General features: G+C 73.4%; 14 protein-coding genes. 11 read left to right on the top strand and 3 right to left on the bottom strand.

What is annotated here, in order from left to right:
- Nucleotides 1–76 precede the first annotated feature (76 nt).
- The 8 genes from AB0L74_RS31715 to AB0L74_RS31680 all read left to right on the top strand — a co-directional run bounded on the left by AB0L74_RS31715 (nt 77) and on the right by AB0L74_RS31680 (nt 6,262).
- On the top strand, nt 77–913 hold the full coding sequence (locus AB0L74_RS31715) for a helix-turn-helix domain-containing protein (protein WP_365660082.1): 837 nt from the start codon (nt 77–79) through the stop codon (nt 911–913).
- Nucleotides 914–1,005: 92 nt separating this feature from the next.
- A complete protein-coding gene (rimO, locus tag AB0L74_RS31710; RefSeq protein WP_365660079.1) occupies nt 1,006–2,481 on the top strand; it encodes a 30S ribosomal protein S12 methylthiotransferase RimO in 1,476 nt (491 codons plus the stop codon).
- Nucleotides 2,478–3,455, top strand: a complete 978-nt coding sequence (pgsA, locus tag AB0L74_RS31705; RefSeq protein WP_365660076.1) for a CDP-diacylglycerol--glycerol-3-phosphate 3-phosphatidyltransferase — start codon at nt 2,478–2,480, stop codon at nt 3,453–3,455. The genes rimO and pgsA overlap by 4 nt, the downstream gene beginning before the upstream one ends.
- Entirely contained in the window at nt 3,452–3,997 is a 546-nt protein-coding gene (locus AB0L74_RS31700; protein WP_365660073.1) for a CinA family protein, read from the top strand. Before pgsA ends, AB0L74_RS31700 begins: the two co-directional genes overlap by 4 nt.
- A 109-nt stretch (nt 3,998–4,106) precedes the next feature.
- Entirely contained in the window at nt 4,107–4,487 is a 381-nt protein-coding gene (locus tag AB0L74_RS31695) for a helix-turn-helix transcriptional regulator (RefSeq protein ID WP_029382732.1), read from the top strand.
- Nucleotides 4,488–4,789: 302 nt separating this feature from the next.
- Nucleotides 4,790–5,260, top strand: coding sequence for a DNA starvation/stationary phase protection protein (locus tag AB0L74_RS31690; RefSeq protein WP_365660070.1), 471 nt, complete (start codon nt 4,790–4,792; stop codon nt 5,258–5,260).
- Nucleotides 5,261–5,314: 54 nt separating this feature from the next.
- A complete protein-coding gene (locus AB0L74_RS31685) occupies nt 5,315–5,590 on the top strand; it encodes a hypothetical protein (RefSeq protein WP_365660067.1) in 276 nt (91 codons plus the stop codon).
- A gap of 186 nt (nt 5,591–5,776) precedes the next feature.
- Nucleotides 5,777–6,262, top strand: coding sequence for an SRPBCC domain-containing protein (locus AB0L74_RS31680; RefSeq protein ID WP_365660064.1), 486 nt, complete (start codon nt 5,777–5,779; stop codon nt 6,260–6,262).
- A 6-nt stretch (nt 6,263–6,268) separates the two neighbouring features.
- On the opposite strand, the gene AB0L74_RS31675 is transcribed toward AB0L74_RS31680, so the two are convergent.
- The 3 genes from AB0L74_RS31675 to AB0L74_RS31665 all read right to left on the bottom strand — a co-directional run bounded on the left by AB0L74_RS31675 (nt 6,269) and on the right by AB0L74_RS31665 (nt 13,606).
- On the bottom strand, nt 6,269–7,099 hold the full coding sequence (locus AB0L74_RS31675; protein WP_365660061.1) for a DNA-formamidopyrimidine glycosylase family protein: 831 nt from the start codon (nt 7,097–7,099) through the stop codon (nt 6,269–6,271).
- A gap of 151 nt (nt 7,100–7,250) precedes the next feature.
- On the bottom strand, nt 7,251–12,266 hold the full coding sequence (locus AB0L74_RS31670; protein ID WP_365660058.1) for an ATP-dependent helicase: 5,016 nt from the start codon (nt 12,264–12,266) through the stop codon (nt 7,251–7,253).
- Between the two features lie 404 nt (nt 12,267–12,670).
- A complete protein-coding gene (locus tag AB0L74_RS31665; protein ID WP_365660055.1) occupies nt 12,671–13,606 on the bottom strand; it encodes a hypothetical protein in 936 nt (311 codons plus the stop codon).
- An 80-nt stretch (nt 13,607–13,686) separates the two neighbouring features.
- Here AB0L74_RS31665 and AB0L74_RS31660 point away from each other — a divergent pair, with 80 nt between their 5' ends.
- The 3 genes from AB0L74_RS31660 (at nt 13,687) to recA (ending at nt 16,624) form a co-directional block, all read left to right on the top strand.
- Complete coding sequence (locus tag AB0L74_RS31660) at nt 13,687–13,881, top strand: DUF3046 domain-containing protein (protein WP_365660052.1); 195 nt, start codon at nt 13,687–13,689, stop codon at nt 13,879–13,881.
- A gap of 129 nt (nt 13,882–14,010) precedes the next feature.
- The gene (locus AB0L74_RS31655) at nt 14,011–15,186 is read left to right on the top strand and encodes an AI-2E family transporter (protein ID WP_365660093.1); all 1,176 of its coding nucleotides are present in this window, start codon (nt 14,011–14,013) and stop codon (nt 15,184–15,186) included.
- A gap of 313 nt (nt 15,187–15,499) precedes the next feature.
- On the top strand, nt 15,500–16,624 hold the full coding sequence (gene recA / locus AB0L74_RS31650; protein WP_365660049.1) for a recombinase RecA: 1,125 nt from the start codon (nt 15,500–15,502) through the stop codon (nt 16,622–16,624).
- Nucleotides 16,625–16,626 lie beyond the last annotated feature (2 nt).

Genomic DNA, 16,626 nt, shown 5'->3' with positions numbered 1-16,626 from the left:
CGGTTGCCCCACCCGTTTGCACCCCCCCTAGACTGAACGTCCAGCACAGGCGGCTATACGCTCGAAAGGCGCCCCCGTGTCCATCGGCAACCCCCCTGAAGACGAGCGTCCGTTCGAAGACGTTTCCGAGGAAGCCCGCCCCTCCATCGGCCGCGCCCTGCACCAGGCGCGTATCGCCGCCGGGATGACCGTCGACGACATCAGTACCGCCACCCGGGTCCGTATCGCCATCGTGCGCGCCATCGAGGCGGACGACTTCACGCCCTGCGGCGGTGACGTCTACGCCCGCGGCCACATCCGGACCCTGGCCAGGGCCGTCCGCCTCGATCCGGAGCCGCTGATCGCCCAGTACGACGCCGAACACGGGGGGCGGCCGGCGCCGACCCCGGCCGCGCCGCTGTTCGAGGCGGAACGTATCCGCCCGGAGCGGCGCGGGCCGAACTGGACCGCGGCCATGGTCGCCGCGATCGTCGTCGTGATCGGCTTCGTCGGGTTCACGATGGTCAAGGGCGGCGACGGCGGCGGCAGGGCGTCGATGGCCGAGGGCGCCACGCCCACGACCGGGACCTCCGTTCCGGCCGTCCCCGGGACGAAGAAGCCCGCCGACCCCAAGCCGGACCCGACCGACAGCGCCATCGCCGCCGCGCCCCAGGACAAGGTGACGGTACAGGTGAGCGCCCCCGACGGCCGTAGCTGGATCTCCGCCAAGGATCACAACGGGCAGCTGCTCTTCGACGGCCTCCTCGAGCAGGGCGACTCCAAGACCTTCCAGGACAGCTCTCGGATCGACCTCGTCCTCGGGGACGCCGGCGCCATCCAGCTGCATGTCAACGGCAAGGAGATCCAGGACGATTTCCGGCCCGGCGCCGTGGAGCGGCTGACGTACACCAAGGGTGACCCCGAGGTCGGATAAGCGGCCCGAAGGGTCGAGTGGGTACGGGGTTGGCCAAGATCGGCCAACCCCGTCGACGTGGGCTGTCAGCGGGACGAAGTAGTCTTGAGCCCATGCCTGAACGCCGTACCGTCGCACTGGTCACCCTTGGCTGCGCCCGCAACGAGGTCGATTCCGAGGAGCTCGCAGGCCGTTTGGAGGCGGACGGCTGGCAGCTCGTGGAGGACGCCGCGGACGCGGACGTCGCGGTCGTGAACACGTGCGGCTTCGTGGAGGCCGCCAAGAAGGACTCCGTGGACGCCCTGCTGGAGGCCAACGACCTCAAGGGCCATGGCAGAACGCAGGCCGTCGTGGCCGTGGGCTGCATGGCCGAGCGGTACGGCAAGGAGCTCGCCGAGGCGCTGCCCGAGGCCGACGGCGTGCTCGGCTTCGACGACTACACCGACATCTCCGACCGCCTCCAGACCATCCTGAGCGGCGGGAGCCACGCCGCGCACACCCCGCGCGACCGGCGCAAGCTGCTGCCGATCAGCCCCGTCGAGCGGCAGGCCGTCTCCGAGGAGGTGGCCCTGCCCGGCCACGGCACCCCCGAAGACCTGCCGGACGGGCTCGCCCCGGCCTCGGGCCCGCGCGCGCCGCTGCGCCGCCGCCTGGACGGGTCCCCCGTCGCCTCGGTGAAGCTGGCCTCCGGCTGCGACCGGCGCTGCTCGTTCTGCGCCATCCCCTCCTTCCGCGGCTCCTTCATCTCCCGCCGCCCCAGCGACGTGCTGAACGAGACGCGGTGGCTGGCCGAACAGGGGGTGAAGGAGATCATGCTGGTCTCCGAGAACAACACCTCCTACGGCAAGGACCTCGGCGACATCCGCCTGCTGGAGGCGCTGCTGCCGGAGCTGGCGGAGGTCGACGGCATCGAGCGGGTGCGCGTGAGCTACCTCCAGCCGGCCGAGATGCGCCCGGGACTGATCGACGTCCTGACCTCGACTCCGAAGGTCGCCCCGTACTTCGACCTGTCCTTCCAGCACTCCGCGCCCGGCGTGCTGCGGGCGATGCGCCGCTTCGGCGACACCGACCGCTTCCTGGAGCTGCTCGACACCATCCGGGGCAAGGCCCCCGAGGCCGGCGTGCGCTCCAACTTCATCGTCGGCTTCCCCGGCGAGTCCGAGGCCGACCTCGCCGAGCTGGAGCGGTTCCTGAACCACGCCCGGCTGGACGCCATCGGCGTCTTCGGCTACTCCGACGAGGAGGGCACGGAGGCGGCGACGTACGACAACAAGCTCGACGAGGAGGTTGTCGCCGAGCGGCTGGCGCGGGTGTCCCGCCTGGCCGAGGAGCTCGTCTCGCAGCGGGCCGAGGAGCGCGTGGGCGAGACCGTGCGGGTGCTCGTGGAGTCCGTGGACGACGAGGACGGCGTGTACGGGCGTGCGGCGCACCAGGCGCCCGAGACGGACGGCCAGGTGCTGCTCACGAGCGGCGAGGGTTTGAGCGCCGGTCTTATGGTCGACGCGAAGGTGGTCGGTACGGAAGGTGTCGACCTCGTGGCCGAGCCGCTGCGGGGCTCGCTCGCGTGGAGTGAGGAGGCGGGCAGATGACCGGAATCCCGGCGTCCGCGGCAGGAGGCTCCTCCGGCGGGCCGGGGACCGGCTCGCGTGCGCTGCCCGGCACCGCTCAGGCGGGGCCGGTGGCCGGGCGTGCGGTCCCGGGCGGCGTCGCGGCCCGGGAGGCCGGCGGCCGGGCCTCCGGAGGCGGTGTGCCTCCGGCCGGTCCCGGCGTGCCGGAGGCCGGCGCGGCGTCCGGGTCCGAGGCCGGTGGCGCACCGGGCGCGGGGAGCGGTGACACGCCGGACGCCCAGGGCGACGAGGGCCTCAGGGCGGCGCACGGCACGGTTCCCGACGGGAGCGCCGCGTCCGCGGACGCGGGGTCGCCGGGCGGCGCGAAGCCGGCGCGGGGCGGGAAGCTGGCGGCCGCCGCCGTCAATCAGGCCAGTGTGTGGAACGTCGCCAACCTGCTGACGATGCTCCGGCTGATCCTCGTACCGGCGTTCGTCGCACTGATGCTCGCCGACGGCGGGTACGACCCGGCGTGGCGTTCGGTCGCCTGGGCGGCGTTCGCCATCGCCATGATCACCGACCTCTTCGACGGGCACCTGGCCCGCGCCTACAACCTGGTCACGGACTTCGGGAAGATCGCCGATCCCATCGCCGACAAGGCGATCATGGGAGCGGCGCTGATCTGTCTGTCGGCCCTGGGCGACCTGCCGTGGTGGGTGACGGCCGTCATCCTGGGCCGGGAGCTCGGCATCACCCTGCTGCGGTTCCTCGTCATCCGCTACGGCGTCATCCCGGCCAGCCGCGGCGGCAAGCTCAAGACGCTCACCCAGGGGGTGGCGGTCGGGATGTACGTGCTGGCGCTGACGGGGCCGCTGGCGACCCTCAGGTTCTGGGTGATGGCGGCGGCGGTCGTCCTGACCGTGGTGACGGGGCTGGACTATGTCAGACAGGCCATCGTGCTGCGCAGGCGGGGAATCGCCGAGCGCGGGGCGGCGTTGAAGGAGACGGAAGGTTGAGTTCCACGGCCGCCGAGGTGGTGCGACTCCTCACGGTGAGGGGTGAGACCCTCGCGGTAGCCGAGTCGCTGACCGGTGGCCTCGTGGCGGCGGAGATCACGTCCGTCCCCGGGGCGTCCAAGGTCTTCCGGGGATCGGTCACCGCCTACGCCACCGAGCTGAAGCACCGGCTGCTGGGTGTGGACGCGGCCCTGCTGGCCGCGCGCGGAGCGGTGGACCCCGAGGTCGCGGCCCGAATGGCGGTCGGCGTACGGGAAGCTCTCGGTGCCGACTGGGGCATCGCCACCACCGGCGTCGCCGGTCCCGACCCGCAGGACGGACAGCCCGTCGGGACGGTGTTCGTGGCGGTGGACGGGCGCTGGAGAATCGCTGGGGATTCCGCCTCGGGCGGAAAAGTGGAGGCGCTGCGGTTGAACGGCGACCGCGCGGAAATTCGTATGGAGAGTGTACGGAGCGTGCTCGGACTCCTGCTGAAGGAGCTCACGGGCGAACAGACCGGGAATGAGCGGGCACAGGATACGGAACGGAACGGGGGGTTTTGATGTTTGCAGCCCTGAGTGAACACGACATCGCTCCCCGCACGGCCGCGGCGCGAGGCGGTACGGTGGGGCGAGAAGGATGCGGCTACGCGGTCCGAGGAGGGAGCCACCGATGATTCTGCTCCGTCGCCTGCTGGGTGACGTGCTGCGTCGGCAGCGCCAGCGCCAGGGCCGTACTCTGCGCGAAGTCTCCTCGTCCGCCCGAGTCTCACTCGGCTATCTCTCCGAGGTGGAGCGGGGGCAGAAGGAGGCTTCCTCCGAACTGCTCGCCGCCATCTGCGACGCGCTGGACGTACGGATGTCCGAGCTCATGCGGGAAGTGAGCGATGAACTCGCCCTCGCCGAGCTGGCCCAGTCTGCTGCTGCCACCCCCAGCGAGTCCGTTCCCGCGCCGGTTCGTCCGATGCTGGGCTCCGTGTCGGTGACCGGTGTGCCACCGGAACGGGTGACCATCAAGGCGCCCGCCGAGGCGGTGGACGTCGTCGCCGCCTGAACGCGGGGCGGTGCCGGCCGGCGCCACGTTCGCGAGGTGCGGTCGGCATAGGCCAGGCAGGCCGAGAACGAAGTACGAGGCCCCGGCCGGGGCCGCTCCGGGAGATCCGGAGGGGCGCGGCCGGGGCTTTCGTATGGGCGGCTGTCGCAGGCGGCCGACGGGCGGGGCCGGGCGGCCGGGCGGGACGGGGCCGGGACACGCGGATGACCGCGGGTGAGCGGATGCTCTCGGTGCGTTTGCCGGGGCGCGGTGCTGCGGTCATCGTGGAGGGATGTGGCGGGGGCGAGCCTGCGGAGGTGCCGATGTACGTCGTGAAGAGCCCGCTGTCCGACGCCAGCCTGAAGGCCGTGTCCGAGGCGCTTCAGGGCGCCCTCGTGGACTTGGTGGATCTGGGCCTGGTCGCCAAGCAGATCCACTGGAACGTGGTCGGGCCGCGCTTCCGTTCCGTACATCTGCAACTGGACGAGGTCGTCGGCACGGCGCGGACGCACTCCGACACGGTGGCCGAGCGCGCCGCGGCACTGGGCGTGCCGCCGGACGGCCGCGCCGCGACGGTCGCCGTCGGCAGCGGCATCGGGGTCACCCCGGAGGGCTGGGTCGACGACGCGGCGGCGGTCCGGACCCTCGTGGACGCGCTGGGTGCGGTGATCGTGCGGATGCGGGAGCGGATCGCCGCCACCGGGGAGCCGGACCCCGTCAGCCAGGACATCTTCATCCGGATCACGGCGGATCTGGAGAAGCACCACTGGATGTTCCAGGCCGAGAACGGCTGATGCCGTTTCCCGCCGGGAAGCGGGCGGCCGGCGTCGGGCTGGAGGTGGTGGGCCGTGGCAGGGCGGACCGTGCGCCGGGGTGTCGTACTGGGGCTGGGCGCGCTGTGGTGGTGGGCCGTGCTGAGGCTGGCCGTGGCGCCCGGAGCCGGGGTGCTGGAAGGGGCGGTCGCCGCCGGGGGGTGGGGGCTGAGCGTGCTGCCGGTGCACTGCGCGCACAGGGAGCGGGCGGCGGGCGCCGTGGACGCGGGGCGGTGGCGGCGGGCGTGGCGGGCCGTCACGGCCCTGCCGGATACGTCACGGGACCCGGCGGGGAGGGGCCCTGGTCCGTAAGGCCCCCTCGGCCTCTTTCGCGCCGGGCCCGGGGCCGTGGACCGGCGCGGCAGGCCCTCGAGGCAGGCGGGACGGCAGGGCGCGGACGGGCGGCCGGGGGACATCCCGGCTGCTCGCCCGGGAGGCCGGTCCAGGGGGCACCTCGATGGAAGTCTCGGTGGACGTCTCGATGGAAGGACAGGAACGATGAGCGTCACCAGCGTGGACAAGGATGCCGACCACCTGGCCCTCACCCTGGTCGCCGACTTCGCCGCCCCGGTCGAACGGCTGTGGCAGCTGTGGGCCGATCCGCGTCAGCTGGAGCGGTGGTGGGGCCCGCCGGGCTATCCGGCGACCGTGGAGGAGCACGACCTGACGGCGGGCGGCGGGGTCGCCTACTTCATGACCGGCCCCGAGGGCGAGCAGTACCGCGGATGGTGGCGGATCACATCCGTCGATCCGCCGGCGTTCCTGGAGTTCGTCGACGGTTTCGCCGATCAGGAAGGCAAGCCGCAGGACGACATGCCGGTCACCACGGCACGGGTGCGGCTCACCGCCCGCGACGGGGGAACGCGGATGGAGCTGCGCTCGGTCTTCGACTCCCGGGAGCAGATGGAACAGCTGGTGGACATGGGCATGGTCGAGGGCCTGCGGCAGGCGGTCGGCCAGATCGACGCCCTGCTCACCGGCTGATTCCGCTCAGCCGGCCGCGGCCCGGCCGCGCGGCGCACCCAGCGCCGGGGTGGGGCCCCGCTGGCAGGTGGGGCACCAGTAGGTGGGGCGCTCGCGGGAGCCGTCGCCCTGATCGGCGACGCGGACGGAGGTGCCGCAGCGCAGGCACGGACGCGGGGCGCGGCCGTAGACGAACAGGTCCTGGCCGCGCCGGCCCGTCGTGCCGCGGACCGGGCGGTCGCGGTTGGCTTCCAGCAGCCTCTTGGCGAGTGCCGGGAGCCTCTCGGCGCGCTCGGCGGGCAGTTCGCCGACGGGCAGCCAGGGGGTGACGCCGAGCAGGAAGCACAGCTCGCACTTGTAGACATTGCCGATGCCGGCGAGGTTGCGCTGGTCGAGCAGAGCCTCGCCCAGCGGGCGCGCCGGTTCGGCGAGGACGTTCGCCAGCGCCCGGCCGGGGTCCCAGTCCGGGCCCAGGAGGTCCGGGCCGAGGTGGCCGACGACGCGGTGCTCGTCGGCTGTGCGCAGGAGCTCCAGGACGGGCAGGCGGTAGCCGACGGCCGTACGGTCGGCGCTGCCGAGCACCGCGCGGATCTGGTGGGCGGGGCCGCCGCTCCAGCGCTGGCCGGGGGCGAACACCTTCCAGGAGCCGTCCATCCGGAGGTGCGAGTGCAGCGTCAGGCCGCCCTCGATCCGGGTGAGCAGGTGCTTGCCGCGCGGGACGACGTCCAGCACCCGGCGGCCGGTGAGGTCGACGGTGGCGTACCGGGGCACCCGGAGGTCGCCGCGGGTCAGCACCTTGCCCGCGAGGGCGCCGTGCAACCGCCGCGCGGTCTGCCAGACCGTGTCTCCTTCGGGCATGCGTCCAGGGTGACACGGCGGCGGTGCGCGGCGGACCGCGCGTGCGCACGATCGCCAGCTCTTGGCGGGTCGGGCCGCCGGCCGTCCGGGCGGGGCCGCGGGTACGGAGCGGCCGGCGTGCCCGGGCGGCGGTTTCCGCCACCGCGCCGCGTCAGGCGCGCAGGCGCAGGCCGCGCGGGGTGGCGATGAAACCCGCTGCCTCCAGGAGAGCGCCGAACGGAGAGGTCAGCGCGGCGGCACCGTTGACGCGCTCGACCGTGACCGTGCCGAGGGAACCCTCGCGGGCGGCCGCCGCGAGCGCCTCCACGGCCGCGTGCAGGCGGGGATCGTCGCCCGCCTCGCCGTCCGGGGCGGAGGGCCACGCCAGCAGCGTCTTGCCGCCGCGCTCCATGTACAGCGTCAGCTCGCCGTCGACGAGCACCACCAGCGATCCGGCCTTGCGGCCGGGCTTGTGGCTCGCGCCGGCCGGGGGCTCCGGCCAGGCGAGGGCGGCGCCGTAGGCGTTGGCCGGGTCGGCGGCGGCCAGGACCACCGCTCGGGAGGCGGGGGAGGGCCGGCCGCCGGGCCGGTGGCCGGGGCGACGATGGGTGCGGGCGCTCCACGGGGCGCCCGTGGCGTCGCGCGAGGGGCCGCCGCGGGGGCCGCCCGCGCCCGGGGCGTCGTAGTCGTGTGGGGAGACGTAGTCGCCCGGGGCGAGACGGCCGGGGGTGCCGGACCCGCCGGGCGTAACCGGCGTGCCGGGGGGCTCGGGGACGAGCCAGTCCGGTGTGGAGCCGGTGCCGGGGGCGAACCGGCCCGGGGTGCCCGGGGTGGCCGGGGTGAGCCAGTCCGGGGTGTCGGGGAAGTCCCCGCCGGGGGAGCCGTCGGCCGGGCCGTGGCCCTCCGGGCGGCCGTCGGCGAAGCCGGGGGCGGGCAGGGTCTCGCCGCGTTCCCGGGCGCTGGCCACGGCGCGCAGCCGGTCGACGGCGCCCTCCATGGCGAATTGAGCGGCGCCGAGCCCTTCGACGACATAGCCGCGCCGGGCCTGGCCGCTCTCCTCGAACACCGACAGGACGCGGTACGTCGCCGAGAAGCCGCCCTCGACACCCTCGGCCGCGACGGCGCCCCGGGTCACCACGCCGTGCCGGTCCAGGAGGGTTCGGGCGAGGGCGTGGGCGCGCACCGTGGTGTCGGCCTCCCGGTCGGGGAGCAGGGACCAGCGGCCTGCGACGGTCGGAGGGCCGCTGCGGGAGGCGGTGCGGGCGGCGGCCGTCAGGGAGCCGTAACGTCCCCGCGGCACCGTGCGCCGGGCACGGTGGGCCGTCGAGCCCGCGGTGCGGCCCGAGCCCAGCAGGGAGCGCAGGGGGGCGAGGGTGTCGTTCGTCAGCCGTCCCGACCAGGCCAGGTCCCACAGGGCGTCGGCCAGCTGGGGGTCGGTGACGTCGGGGTGGGTGGTGGCGCGGACCTGATCGGCTATCTGGCGGAAGAACAGGCCGTAGCCGCCGGAGAGGGCGTCGAGCACCGACTGGTGGAGCGCGGTGAGCTCCAGCGGGTGCGGGGGCGGCAGGAGCAGCGGGGCCGCGTCCGCCAGGTAGAGGGAGACCCAGCCGTCCTTGCCGGGGAGTGAGCCCGCTCCGGCCCACACCACCTCACCGGCGGCGGTCAGCTCGTCCAGCATCGCGGGGGCGTAGTGCGCCACCCGGGACGGGAGGACCAGCTTCTCCAGGGCGGAAGCGGGCACGGCGGCCCCCTGCAACTGCTCGATGGCGCGCACCAGGCCGTCGACGCCGCGCAGCGCGTGGCCCTTGCCGATGTGCTGCCACTGGGGCAGGAACTGGGCGAGCGCGGCCGGGGGCACCGGCTCCAGTTCGTGCCGCAGCGCGGCCAGGGAGCGGCGGCGCAGCCGGCGCAGCACGGCCGCGTCGCACCACTCCTGGCCGATGCCGGCCGGATGGAACTCGCCCTGGACGATCCGGCCCGCGGCCGCCAGCCGTTGCAGGGCGCCCTCGGTGACGGCCACGCCCAGGCCGAAACGGGACGCCGCCGTGACCGACGTGAACGGGCCGTGGGTGCGGGCGTACCGGGCGAGGAGGTCGCCGAGCGGATCCTTGACCGGCTCGGTGAAGGCCTCCGGGACGCCGACCGGCAGCGCCGTGCCCAGCGCGTCCCGCAGCCGGCCCGCGTCCTCGACGGCGGCCCAGTGATCCGCTCCGGCGATACGGACCCGGATCGCCCGGCGGGCGGCGGCCAGCTCCTCGGCCCAGCCAGGATCGGCGCCCCGCTCGGCCAGTTCGGCGTCGGTGAGCGGGCCGAGCACCCGCAGGACGTCCGCGACGCCTTCCACGTCCTTCACGCGTCGGTCCTCGGTGAGCCACTGCATCTCGCGTTCGAGCTCGGTCAGCACCTCGGCGTCGAGCAGCTCGCGCAGCTCCGCCTGGCCCAGCAGCTCGGCCAGCAGCCGCGAGTCCAGGGAGAGGGCGGCGGCGCGCCGCTCGGCGAGCGGCGAGTCGCCCTCGTAGAGGAACTGGGCGACGTATCCGAAGAGGAGGGAGCGGGCGAACGGGGACGGCTCCGGTGTGGTGACCTCCACCAGGCGGACCTTGCGGGACTCCAGGTCGCCCATCAGTTCCACCAGGCCGGGGACGTCGAAGACGTCCTGGAGGCACTCGCGGACCGCCTCCAGCACGATCGGGAACGACCCGTACTCACTGGCCACTTCGAGCAGCTGGGCGGCGCGCTGGCGCTGCTGCCACAGCGGGGTGCGCTTGCCGGGGTCGCGGCGCGGCAGCAGCAGCGCGCGGGCGGCGCACTCCCGGAAGCGGGACGCGAACAGGGCCGAGCCGCCCACCTGGTCGGTGACGATCCGGTCGACCTCGCCCCGGTCGAAGACGACGTCGGCAGCGCCCACGGGCGCCCGGTCCGCGTCGTACTCCGTGCCGGCCCGCGCCGGCTCCTGGTCCAGCAGGTCCAGGCCCAGGAGATCGGCGTCCGGCAGACGCAGCACGATGCCGTCGTCGGCGTGCATGACCTGCGCGTCCATCCCGTACCGCTCGGACAGACGGGCGCCGAGGGCCAGGGCCCAGGGAGCGTGGACCTGGGCGCCGAACGGGGAGTGCACCACGACCCGCCAGTCGCCCAGTTCGTCCCGGAACCGCTCCACGACGATCGTCCGGTCGTCCGGGACGTGGCCGCACGCCTCGCGCTGCTCGTCCAGGTAGGACAGCACGTTGTCCGCCGCCCACGCGTCGAGGCCCGCGGTGAGCAGGCGCGGGCGGGCGTCCTCCTTGGGCAGGGATCCGACCTCGCGCAGGAAGGCGCCCAGGGCGCGGCCCAGCTCCAGCGGGCGGCCCAGCTGGTCGCCTTTCCAGAACGGCAGCCGCCCGGGGACACCGGGGGCCGGGGAGACGAGGACGCGGTCACGCGTGATGTCCTCGATGCGCCAGGAACTGGTGCCCAGGGTGAAGACGTCCCCCACGCGGGACTCGTACACCATCTCCTCGTCGAGCTCGCCTACCCGGCCGCCGCCCTTCTTCGGGTCGGCTCCGGCGAGGAAGACGCCGAAGAGCCCCCGGTCGGGGATCGTGCCGCCGGAGGTGACGGCCAGGCGCTGCGCGCCCGGGCGGCCGGTGACCGTGCCCGCGACACGGTCCCACACCACGCGCGGGCGCAGCTCGGCGAAGGCGTCGGACGGGTAGCGGCCGGCGAGCATGTCCAGCACGGCGGTGAACGCCGACTCGGGGAGCGAGGCGAAGGGGGCGGCGCGGCGCACCGTGGCGAGCAGGTCGTCTACCTGCCAGGTGTCCAGCGCCGTCATCGCGACGAGCTGCTGCGCCAGGACGTCCAGGGGGTTGGCGGGGATCCTCAGGGACTCGATGGCGCCGGAGCGCATCCGCTCGGTGACCACGGCCGCCTGGACGAGGTCACCGCGGTACTTCGGGAAGACCACACCCGTGGAGACCGCGCCGACCTGGTGACCGGCGCGGCCGACGCGTTGCAGGCCGGAGGCGACCGAGGGCGGGGACTCGACCTGCACGACGAGGTCGACCGCGCCCATGTCGATGCCCAGCTCCAGGCTGGAGGTGGCGACCACGGCGGGCAGGCGGCCCGCCTTCAGGTCCTCCTCGACGAGGGCGCGCTGCTCCTTGGAGACCGAGCCGTGATGGGCGCGGGCGATGACCGCCGGCGCGCCCTGCGCGGCTCCGGAACCGCCCATCAGCTCGGCGGGGGCGTGGTGCTCGCCAAGAGATTCGCCGGTCGCGCGCTCGTAGGCGATCTCGTTGAGCCTGTTGCAGAGGCGCTCCGCTAGGCGGCGGGAGTTCGCGAACACGATCGTGGAGCGGTGGGACTGGACGAGGTCCGCGATCCGCTCTTCCACATGCGGCCAGATCGAGGGGCGTTCCGCACCCCCGCCGTCGTCGGCGGCGGGCGACCCGCCCAGCTCGCCCAGGTCCTCGACCGGGACGACGACGGAGAGGTCGAACTCCTTGCCGGACTCCGGCTGGACGACCTCCACCTTGCGGCGGGGGGAGAGAAAGCGGGCCACCTCGTCGACCGGGCGGACCGTCGCCGAGAGACCGATGCGGCGGGCCGGACGGGGAAGCAGCTCGTCGAGGCGCTCCAGGGAGAGGGCCAGATGGGCGCCGCGCTTGGTGCCGGCCACGGCGTGCACCTCGTCGAGGATGACCGTCTCCACGCCGGTCAGCGCCTCGCGCGTGGCCGACGTCAGCATCAGGAACAGGGACTCCGGGGTCGTGATCAGGATGTCCGGAGGCCGGGTGGACAGGGCACGGCGCTCGGCGGCCGGGGTGTCGCCGGAGCGGATGCCGACCCTGACCTCGGGCTCGGGCAGGCCCAGGCGCACGGCCTCGTGGCGGATGCCGGTGAGGGGACTGCGGAGGTTGCGCTCCACGTCGACGGCGAGGGCCTTCAGGGGGGACACGTACAGGACGCGGCAGCGCTTCCTAGGGTCGGCGGGAGGGGGCGTGGAGGCCAGCTCGTCCAGGGCGGCGAGGAAGGCGGCGAGGGTCTTGCCGGAGCCGGTGGGGGCCACCACCAGCACGTCCGAGCCCTCCCGGATGGCCTGCCACGCGCCGGCCTGGGCGGCGGTGGGCGCGGAGAAGGCGCCCGAGAACCAGCCGCGGGTCGCGGGGGAGAAGCCGTCCAGGGCCCGGTGTGCGGAGCTGACCATGCGTCCATCGTGCACCCGGGGACTGACAATCGGCCTGAGCTGGGCGGATGCCGGGAGGAGGGAAGTGGGGGCGCGGGGTGCCTTGGGGGTGCGAGTGCGGGCCGGTGGGGGTGCGGGGGCGCCGTGGTGCCTGCGGCGCTTGTGCGGGCCGGTGGGCGTGCGCCGTCATGCCTGCGGCAGCCTGTGCGGGGTCCTGAGTTGTCATGCCTGCGGCGCCTGTGCGGCTCCGGGGGGGTGCGCGTAGCGCGCGGGGTTCGGGGTGGCGCGGGACGGGTCGGGGGGCCCGTCCTCGGAACGGCGCGGAATCGGTCGGTCATGAAGGGGCCGGTGCTGACGCGCCAAACCGCTGCGGGCGGCCCCCCGACCCGTCCCTCCTCGCCGCCGGCGGCCGCGGGGACGGCCGGTCAGTCGACCGGGCGGCCGTACGCCATGAGGGTGCGCAAGGCGTCCAGTGTGACCAGGGGGCGTGCTTCCAGGGCCGGGGCCGGGGCCCACCGGCGCCAGCGGACGGGCCAGCCGCCGTCCTCCTGCTGGGCCGCGGCGAGGAAGTCCAGGGAGCGTGCCATCTCGCCGTCCGTGAACCACGCGCGCGCCAGGGAGCGGGGAGTGCGGGCGTAGTCGTGGGGGAAGTGATGCTCGCCCGGGGCGTAGCCGGGGGACACCGGGTACCGGTCGAGTCGGTCCGGCTCCAGGGCGGCGAGACGCTGTGCGCGGACCAGACGGCCCAGGCGGTCGGCGGCGGCCTGCGCGCGCGAGCGGTCGGGCGCGGAGTCCAGGAAGGCCACGGCCGCTTCCGCCTCGTAGGGGTGGGTCGTCCGCAGCGACTCGATCCGCTGCCAGCAGAAGTCGGTGGCCCGGAAGAGCCAGGCGTGCCACACCTCGTTGCGGTGCAGCACGCCGACCACCGGGCCGGTGGCCAGGAGATCGCCCGGCGGGTCGTCCACGATGGGGACGAAGGGGGCCGCCGGATAGCCGCGCTGGCTGGGATGGACGGCCGGAAGCGCCCCGTCCGGAGTGGAGACGGCGGTCAGATACCGGCAGACGCGCTCCACCCGGGGTCCGCCGCATCGCCCGAGGGCGTCCAGGACCCGCAGGGCGTGCGCGGTGTGCAGGGGCTGGCTGCCCGGGCCCCGCAGGTCGGGCTCCAGCGCGTGGCCGTATCCGCCGTCCTCGTTGCGGTAGGCGTCCAGCGCCGTCTCCACCGGACCGGCTGCGCCGTCCCGGAAGTGGTAGGCGAAGAGACGCCGCTCCAGCACGCGCGCGGTGAGCCAGACGAAACGTTCGGCGCGGGCGAGCGGGGAGCGCGCCGGGGGGAGTGCGGAAGGTCCGGGTTCGGCCATGCCCCAGACCGTAGGGCGCGAAGCGGCCTCGGCGGGCGGGCCGGGATCAGGCCCACTCTCAGGGGCGGGATACTTGAGTCATGCGGTTGACGGTCTTCTGGCAGCGGATGGCGGACCATTTCGGTCCCGGCTACGCCGACACCTTCGCGCGCGACCACGTGATGACGGAGCTCGGCGGGCGCACGGTGCGGCAGGCCCTGGACGCCGGCTGGGACGCCAAGGATGTGTGGCGCGTGGTGTGCGCCGTCATGAACGTGCCACAAGACAAGCGCTGATCGGTTACGAAGATCGCGCAACGGAGGTCCGTTGCCGGCGGCGTGGGCCAGACTTGATCCGTGGCACCCACTGATGAGAGCGCGACCCCGCCCACGCCGCCCGCCCGGCCCGCAGAGCCCGGCGCACGGATGCCGCGGTGGCTGCCGCGCGCCATGGTGCTGGCCTTCGCGCTCTATGCCGTGTTCCAGCTCGGCAACTGGGCCTTTCACCAGCTCATCGGCCTGCTGATCAACATTCTGATCGCCTTCTTCCTGGCCCTGGCCGTCGAACCCGCGGTGAGCTGGATGGCCGCGCGCGGGATGCGCCGCGGGCTGGCCACCGGTCTCGTCTTCCTCGCGGTGATGGTCGTCGCGGCGGGATTCGTGACCCTGCTCGGATCCATGCTCGCGGGCCAGATCGTGAAAATGGTCGAGGGCTTCCCGGACTACCTCGACTCCGTCATCAACTGGATCAACACCCACTTCCACACCGACCTGAGACGGGTGGACATCCAGGAGGGCGTGCTGCGCTCCGACTGGCTGCGCAACTACGTGCAGAACAGCGCCACCGGTGTCCTGGACGTGTCCGCGCAGGTCCTCGGCGGCCTCTTCCAGCTGCTGACGGTCACGCTGTTCTCGTTCTACTTCGCCGCGGACGGCCCCCGGCTGCGCCGCGCGCTCTGCTCCGTCCTGCCGCCCGCCCGGCAGGCCGAGGTGCTGCGCGCGTGGGAGATCGCGGTGGACAAGACCGGCGGCTATCTGTACTCGCGCGGTCTGATGGCGCTGATCTCCGGCATCGCCCACTACATTCTGCTCGAGGTCCTGGGAGTGCCCTACGCGCCCGTGCTGGCCGTGTGGGTGGGGCTGGTGTCGCAGTTCATCCCCACCATCGGCACCTATCTCGCGGGCGCGCTGCCCATGCTGATCGCCTTCACGGTCGCCCCCTGGTACGCGCTGTGGGTGCTGATCTTCGTGGTGGTGTATCAGCAGTTCGAGAACTACGTGCTGCAACCCAAGCTGACGTCGAAGACCGTCGACATCCATCCCGCGGTCGCCTTCGGCTCGGTCATCGCGGGCACCGCCCTCCTCGGTGCCGTCGGCGCGCTGATAGCCATCCCCGCCGTCGCCACCCTGCAAGCGTTCCTCGGGGCCTACGTGAAGCGGTACGACGTCACCGACGATCCCCGCGTCCAAGGGCACCGGGGTCCCCGGTCCGGTCCGGGGCTGCTCGGGCGTGCGCGGGAGCTGTGGGAGCGGCGGTCAGGCGCCGAGGGGCCGGAGAGGCAGGGGCCGGGCGGGCGGGGGCCGGGGGAGGGCTCTTCCTGAGGCGTGTCCGCCTCCCGCCCTCCGGTTCCGCGCCGGGGAGTCCTGCCGTGAAGCCGCAGCGCCTCGGGAGCGGGGTGTTGCCGCAAGGGCGGTCGTAGGCTCGAAGGCGCCGCGTGGTGCGCTTGACACAAAAATCGAACATCCATTCTTATGGGAGCTCCGGCAAGCGTGCGCGATAGGTGTTTCGTCCGTTTTTGGACGGGAAAGCGCCCGAGTTATCCACAGGCCGGACCCGCGTCGGGGCGCGTTGTCAGTGGCAGGCGTTAGCGTCTTTGACGTGAAGCGATCGACTCAAGCAAATCGGGTGGAACCCATGGCAGGAACCGACCGCGAGAAGGCTCTCGACGCCGCGCTCGCACAGATTGAACGGCAATTCGGCAAGGGCGCGGTCATGCGCATGGGCGAGCGGTCCAAGGAGCCCATCGAGGTCATCCCGACCGGGTCGACCGCGCTCGATGTGGCCCTCGGTGTCGGCGGCCTGCCGCGCGGCCGTGTGGTGGAGATCTACGGGCCGGAGTCCTCGGGTAAGACGACCCTGACCCTGCACGCGGTGGCGAACGCCCAGAAGGCCGGCGGCCAGGTCGCCTTCGTGGACGCGGAGCACGCCCTCGACCCCGAGTACGCGCGCAAGCTCGGTGTCGACATCGACAACCTGATCCTGTCCCAGCCGGACAACGGTGAGCAGGCCCTGGAGATCGTGGACATGCTGGTCCGCTCCGGTGCCCTCGACCTCATCGTCATCGACTCGGTCGCCGCGCTCGTCCCGCGCGCGGAGATCGAGGGCGAGATGGGCGACAGCCATGTCGGCTTGCAGGCCCGTCTGATGAGCCAGGCCCTGCGGAAGATCACCAGCGCGCTCAACCAGTCGAAGACCACCGCGATCTTCATCAACCAGCTCCGCGAGAAGATCGGCGTGATGTTCGGCTCGCCGGAGACCACGACCGGTGGCCGCGCGCTGAAGTTCTACGCCTCGGTGCGTATCGACATCCGCCGCATCGAGACCCTGAAGGACGGCACCGAGGCGGTCGGCAACCGCACCCGGTGCAAGGTCGTCAAGAACAAGGTCGCGCCGCCCTTCAAGCAGGCCGAGTTCGACATCCTCTACGGCCAGGGCATCAGCCGCGAGGGCGGCCTGATCGACATGGGCGTGGAGCACGGCTTCGTCCGCAAGGCCGGCGCCTGGTACACGTACGAGGGCGACCAGCTCGGCCAGGGCAAGGAGAACGCGCGCAACTTCCTGAAGGACAACCCCGACCTGGCCAACGAGATCGAGAAGAAGATCAAGGAGAAGCTGGGCGTCGGCGTGCGCCCGGAGGAGCCGGCCGCCGAGCCGGGCGCGGACGCCACGGTCTCCGCCGCGGCGGCCGATGCCGCCACGGTGCCCGCACCGGCGACCGCCAAGGCCACCAAGTCCAAGGCCGCGGCAGCCAAGAGCTGACC

The sequence above is a fragment of the Streptomyces sp. NPDC052020 genome, assembly GCF_040680575.1.
Lineage (GTDB): Bacteria > Actinomycetota > Actinomycetes > Streptomycetales > Streptomycetaceae > Streptomyces.
The sequence above is the reverse complement of the archived record's forward strand: the minus strand, read 5'-3'. Positions and strand labels throughout refer to the sequence as shown.

What these genes read in the sequence shown, in the direction of transcription:
- AB0L74_RS31675 (WP_365660061.1), bottom strand. Translation starts at nt 7,099, where the DNA reads ATGCCCGAAGGAGACACGGTCTGGCAGACCGCGCGGCGGTTGCACGGC.
- AB0L74_RS31665 (WP_365660055.1), bottom strand. Translation starts at nt 13,606, where the DNA reads ATGGCCGAACCCGGACCTTCCGCACTCCCCCCGGCGCGCTCCCCGCTC.
- recA (WP_365660049.1), top strand. Translation starts at nt 15,500, where the DNA reads ATGGCAGGAACCGACCGCGAGAAGGCTCTCGACGCCGCGCTCGCACAG.
- AB0L74_RS31680 (WP_365660064.1), top strand. Translation starts at nt 5,777, where the DNA reads ATGAGCGTCACCAGCGTGGACAAGGATGCCGACCACCTGGCCCTCACC.
- AB0L74_RS31660 (WP_365660052.1), top strand. Translation starts at nt 13,687, where the DNA reads ATGCGGTTGACGGTCTTCTGGCAGCGGATGGCGGACCATTTCGGTCCC.
- AB0L74_RS31655 (WP_365660093.1), top strand. Translation starts at nt 14,011, where the DNA reads ATGCCGCGGTGGCTGCCGCGCGCCATGGTGCTGGCCTTCGCGCTCTAT.
- AB0L74_RS31670 (WP_365660058.1), bottom strand. Translation starts at nt 12,266, where the DNA reads ATGGTCAGCTCCGCACACCGGGCCCTGGACGGCTTCTCCCCCGCGACC.
- rimO (WP_365660079.1), top strand. Translation starts at nt 1,006, where the DNA reads ATGCCTGAACGCCGTACCGTCGCACTGGTCACCCTTGGCTGCGCCCGC.
- AB0L74_RS31690 (WP_365660070.1), top strand. Translation starts at nt 4,790, where the DNA reads ATGTACGTCGTGAAGAGCCCGCTGTCCGACGCCAGCCTGAAGGCCGTG.
- pgsA (WP_365660076.1), top strand. Translation starts at nt 2,478, where the DNA reads ATGACCGGAATCCCGGCGTCCGCGGCAGGAGGCTCCTCCGGCGGGCCG.
- AB0L74_RS31695 (WP_029382732.1), top strand. Translation starts at nt 4,107, where the DNA reads ATGATTCTGCTCCGTCGCCTGCTGGGTGACGTGCTGCGTCGGCAGCGC.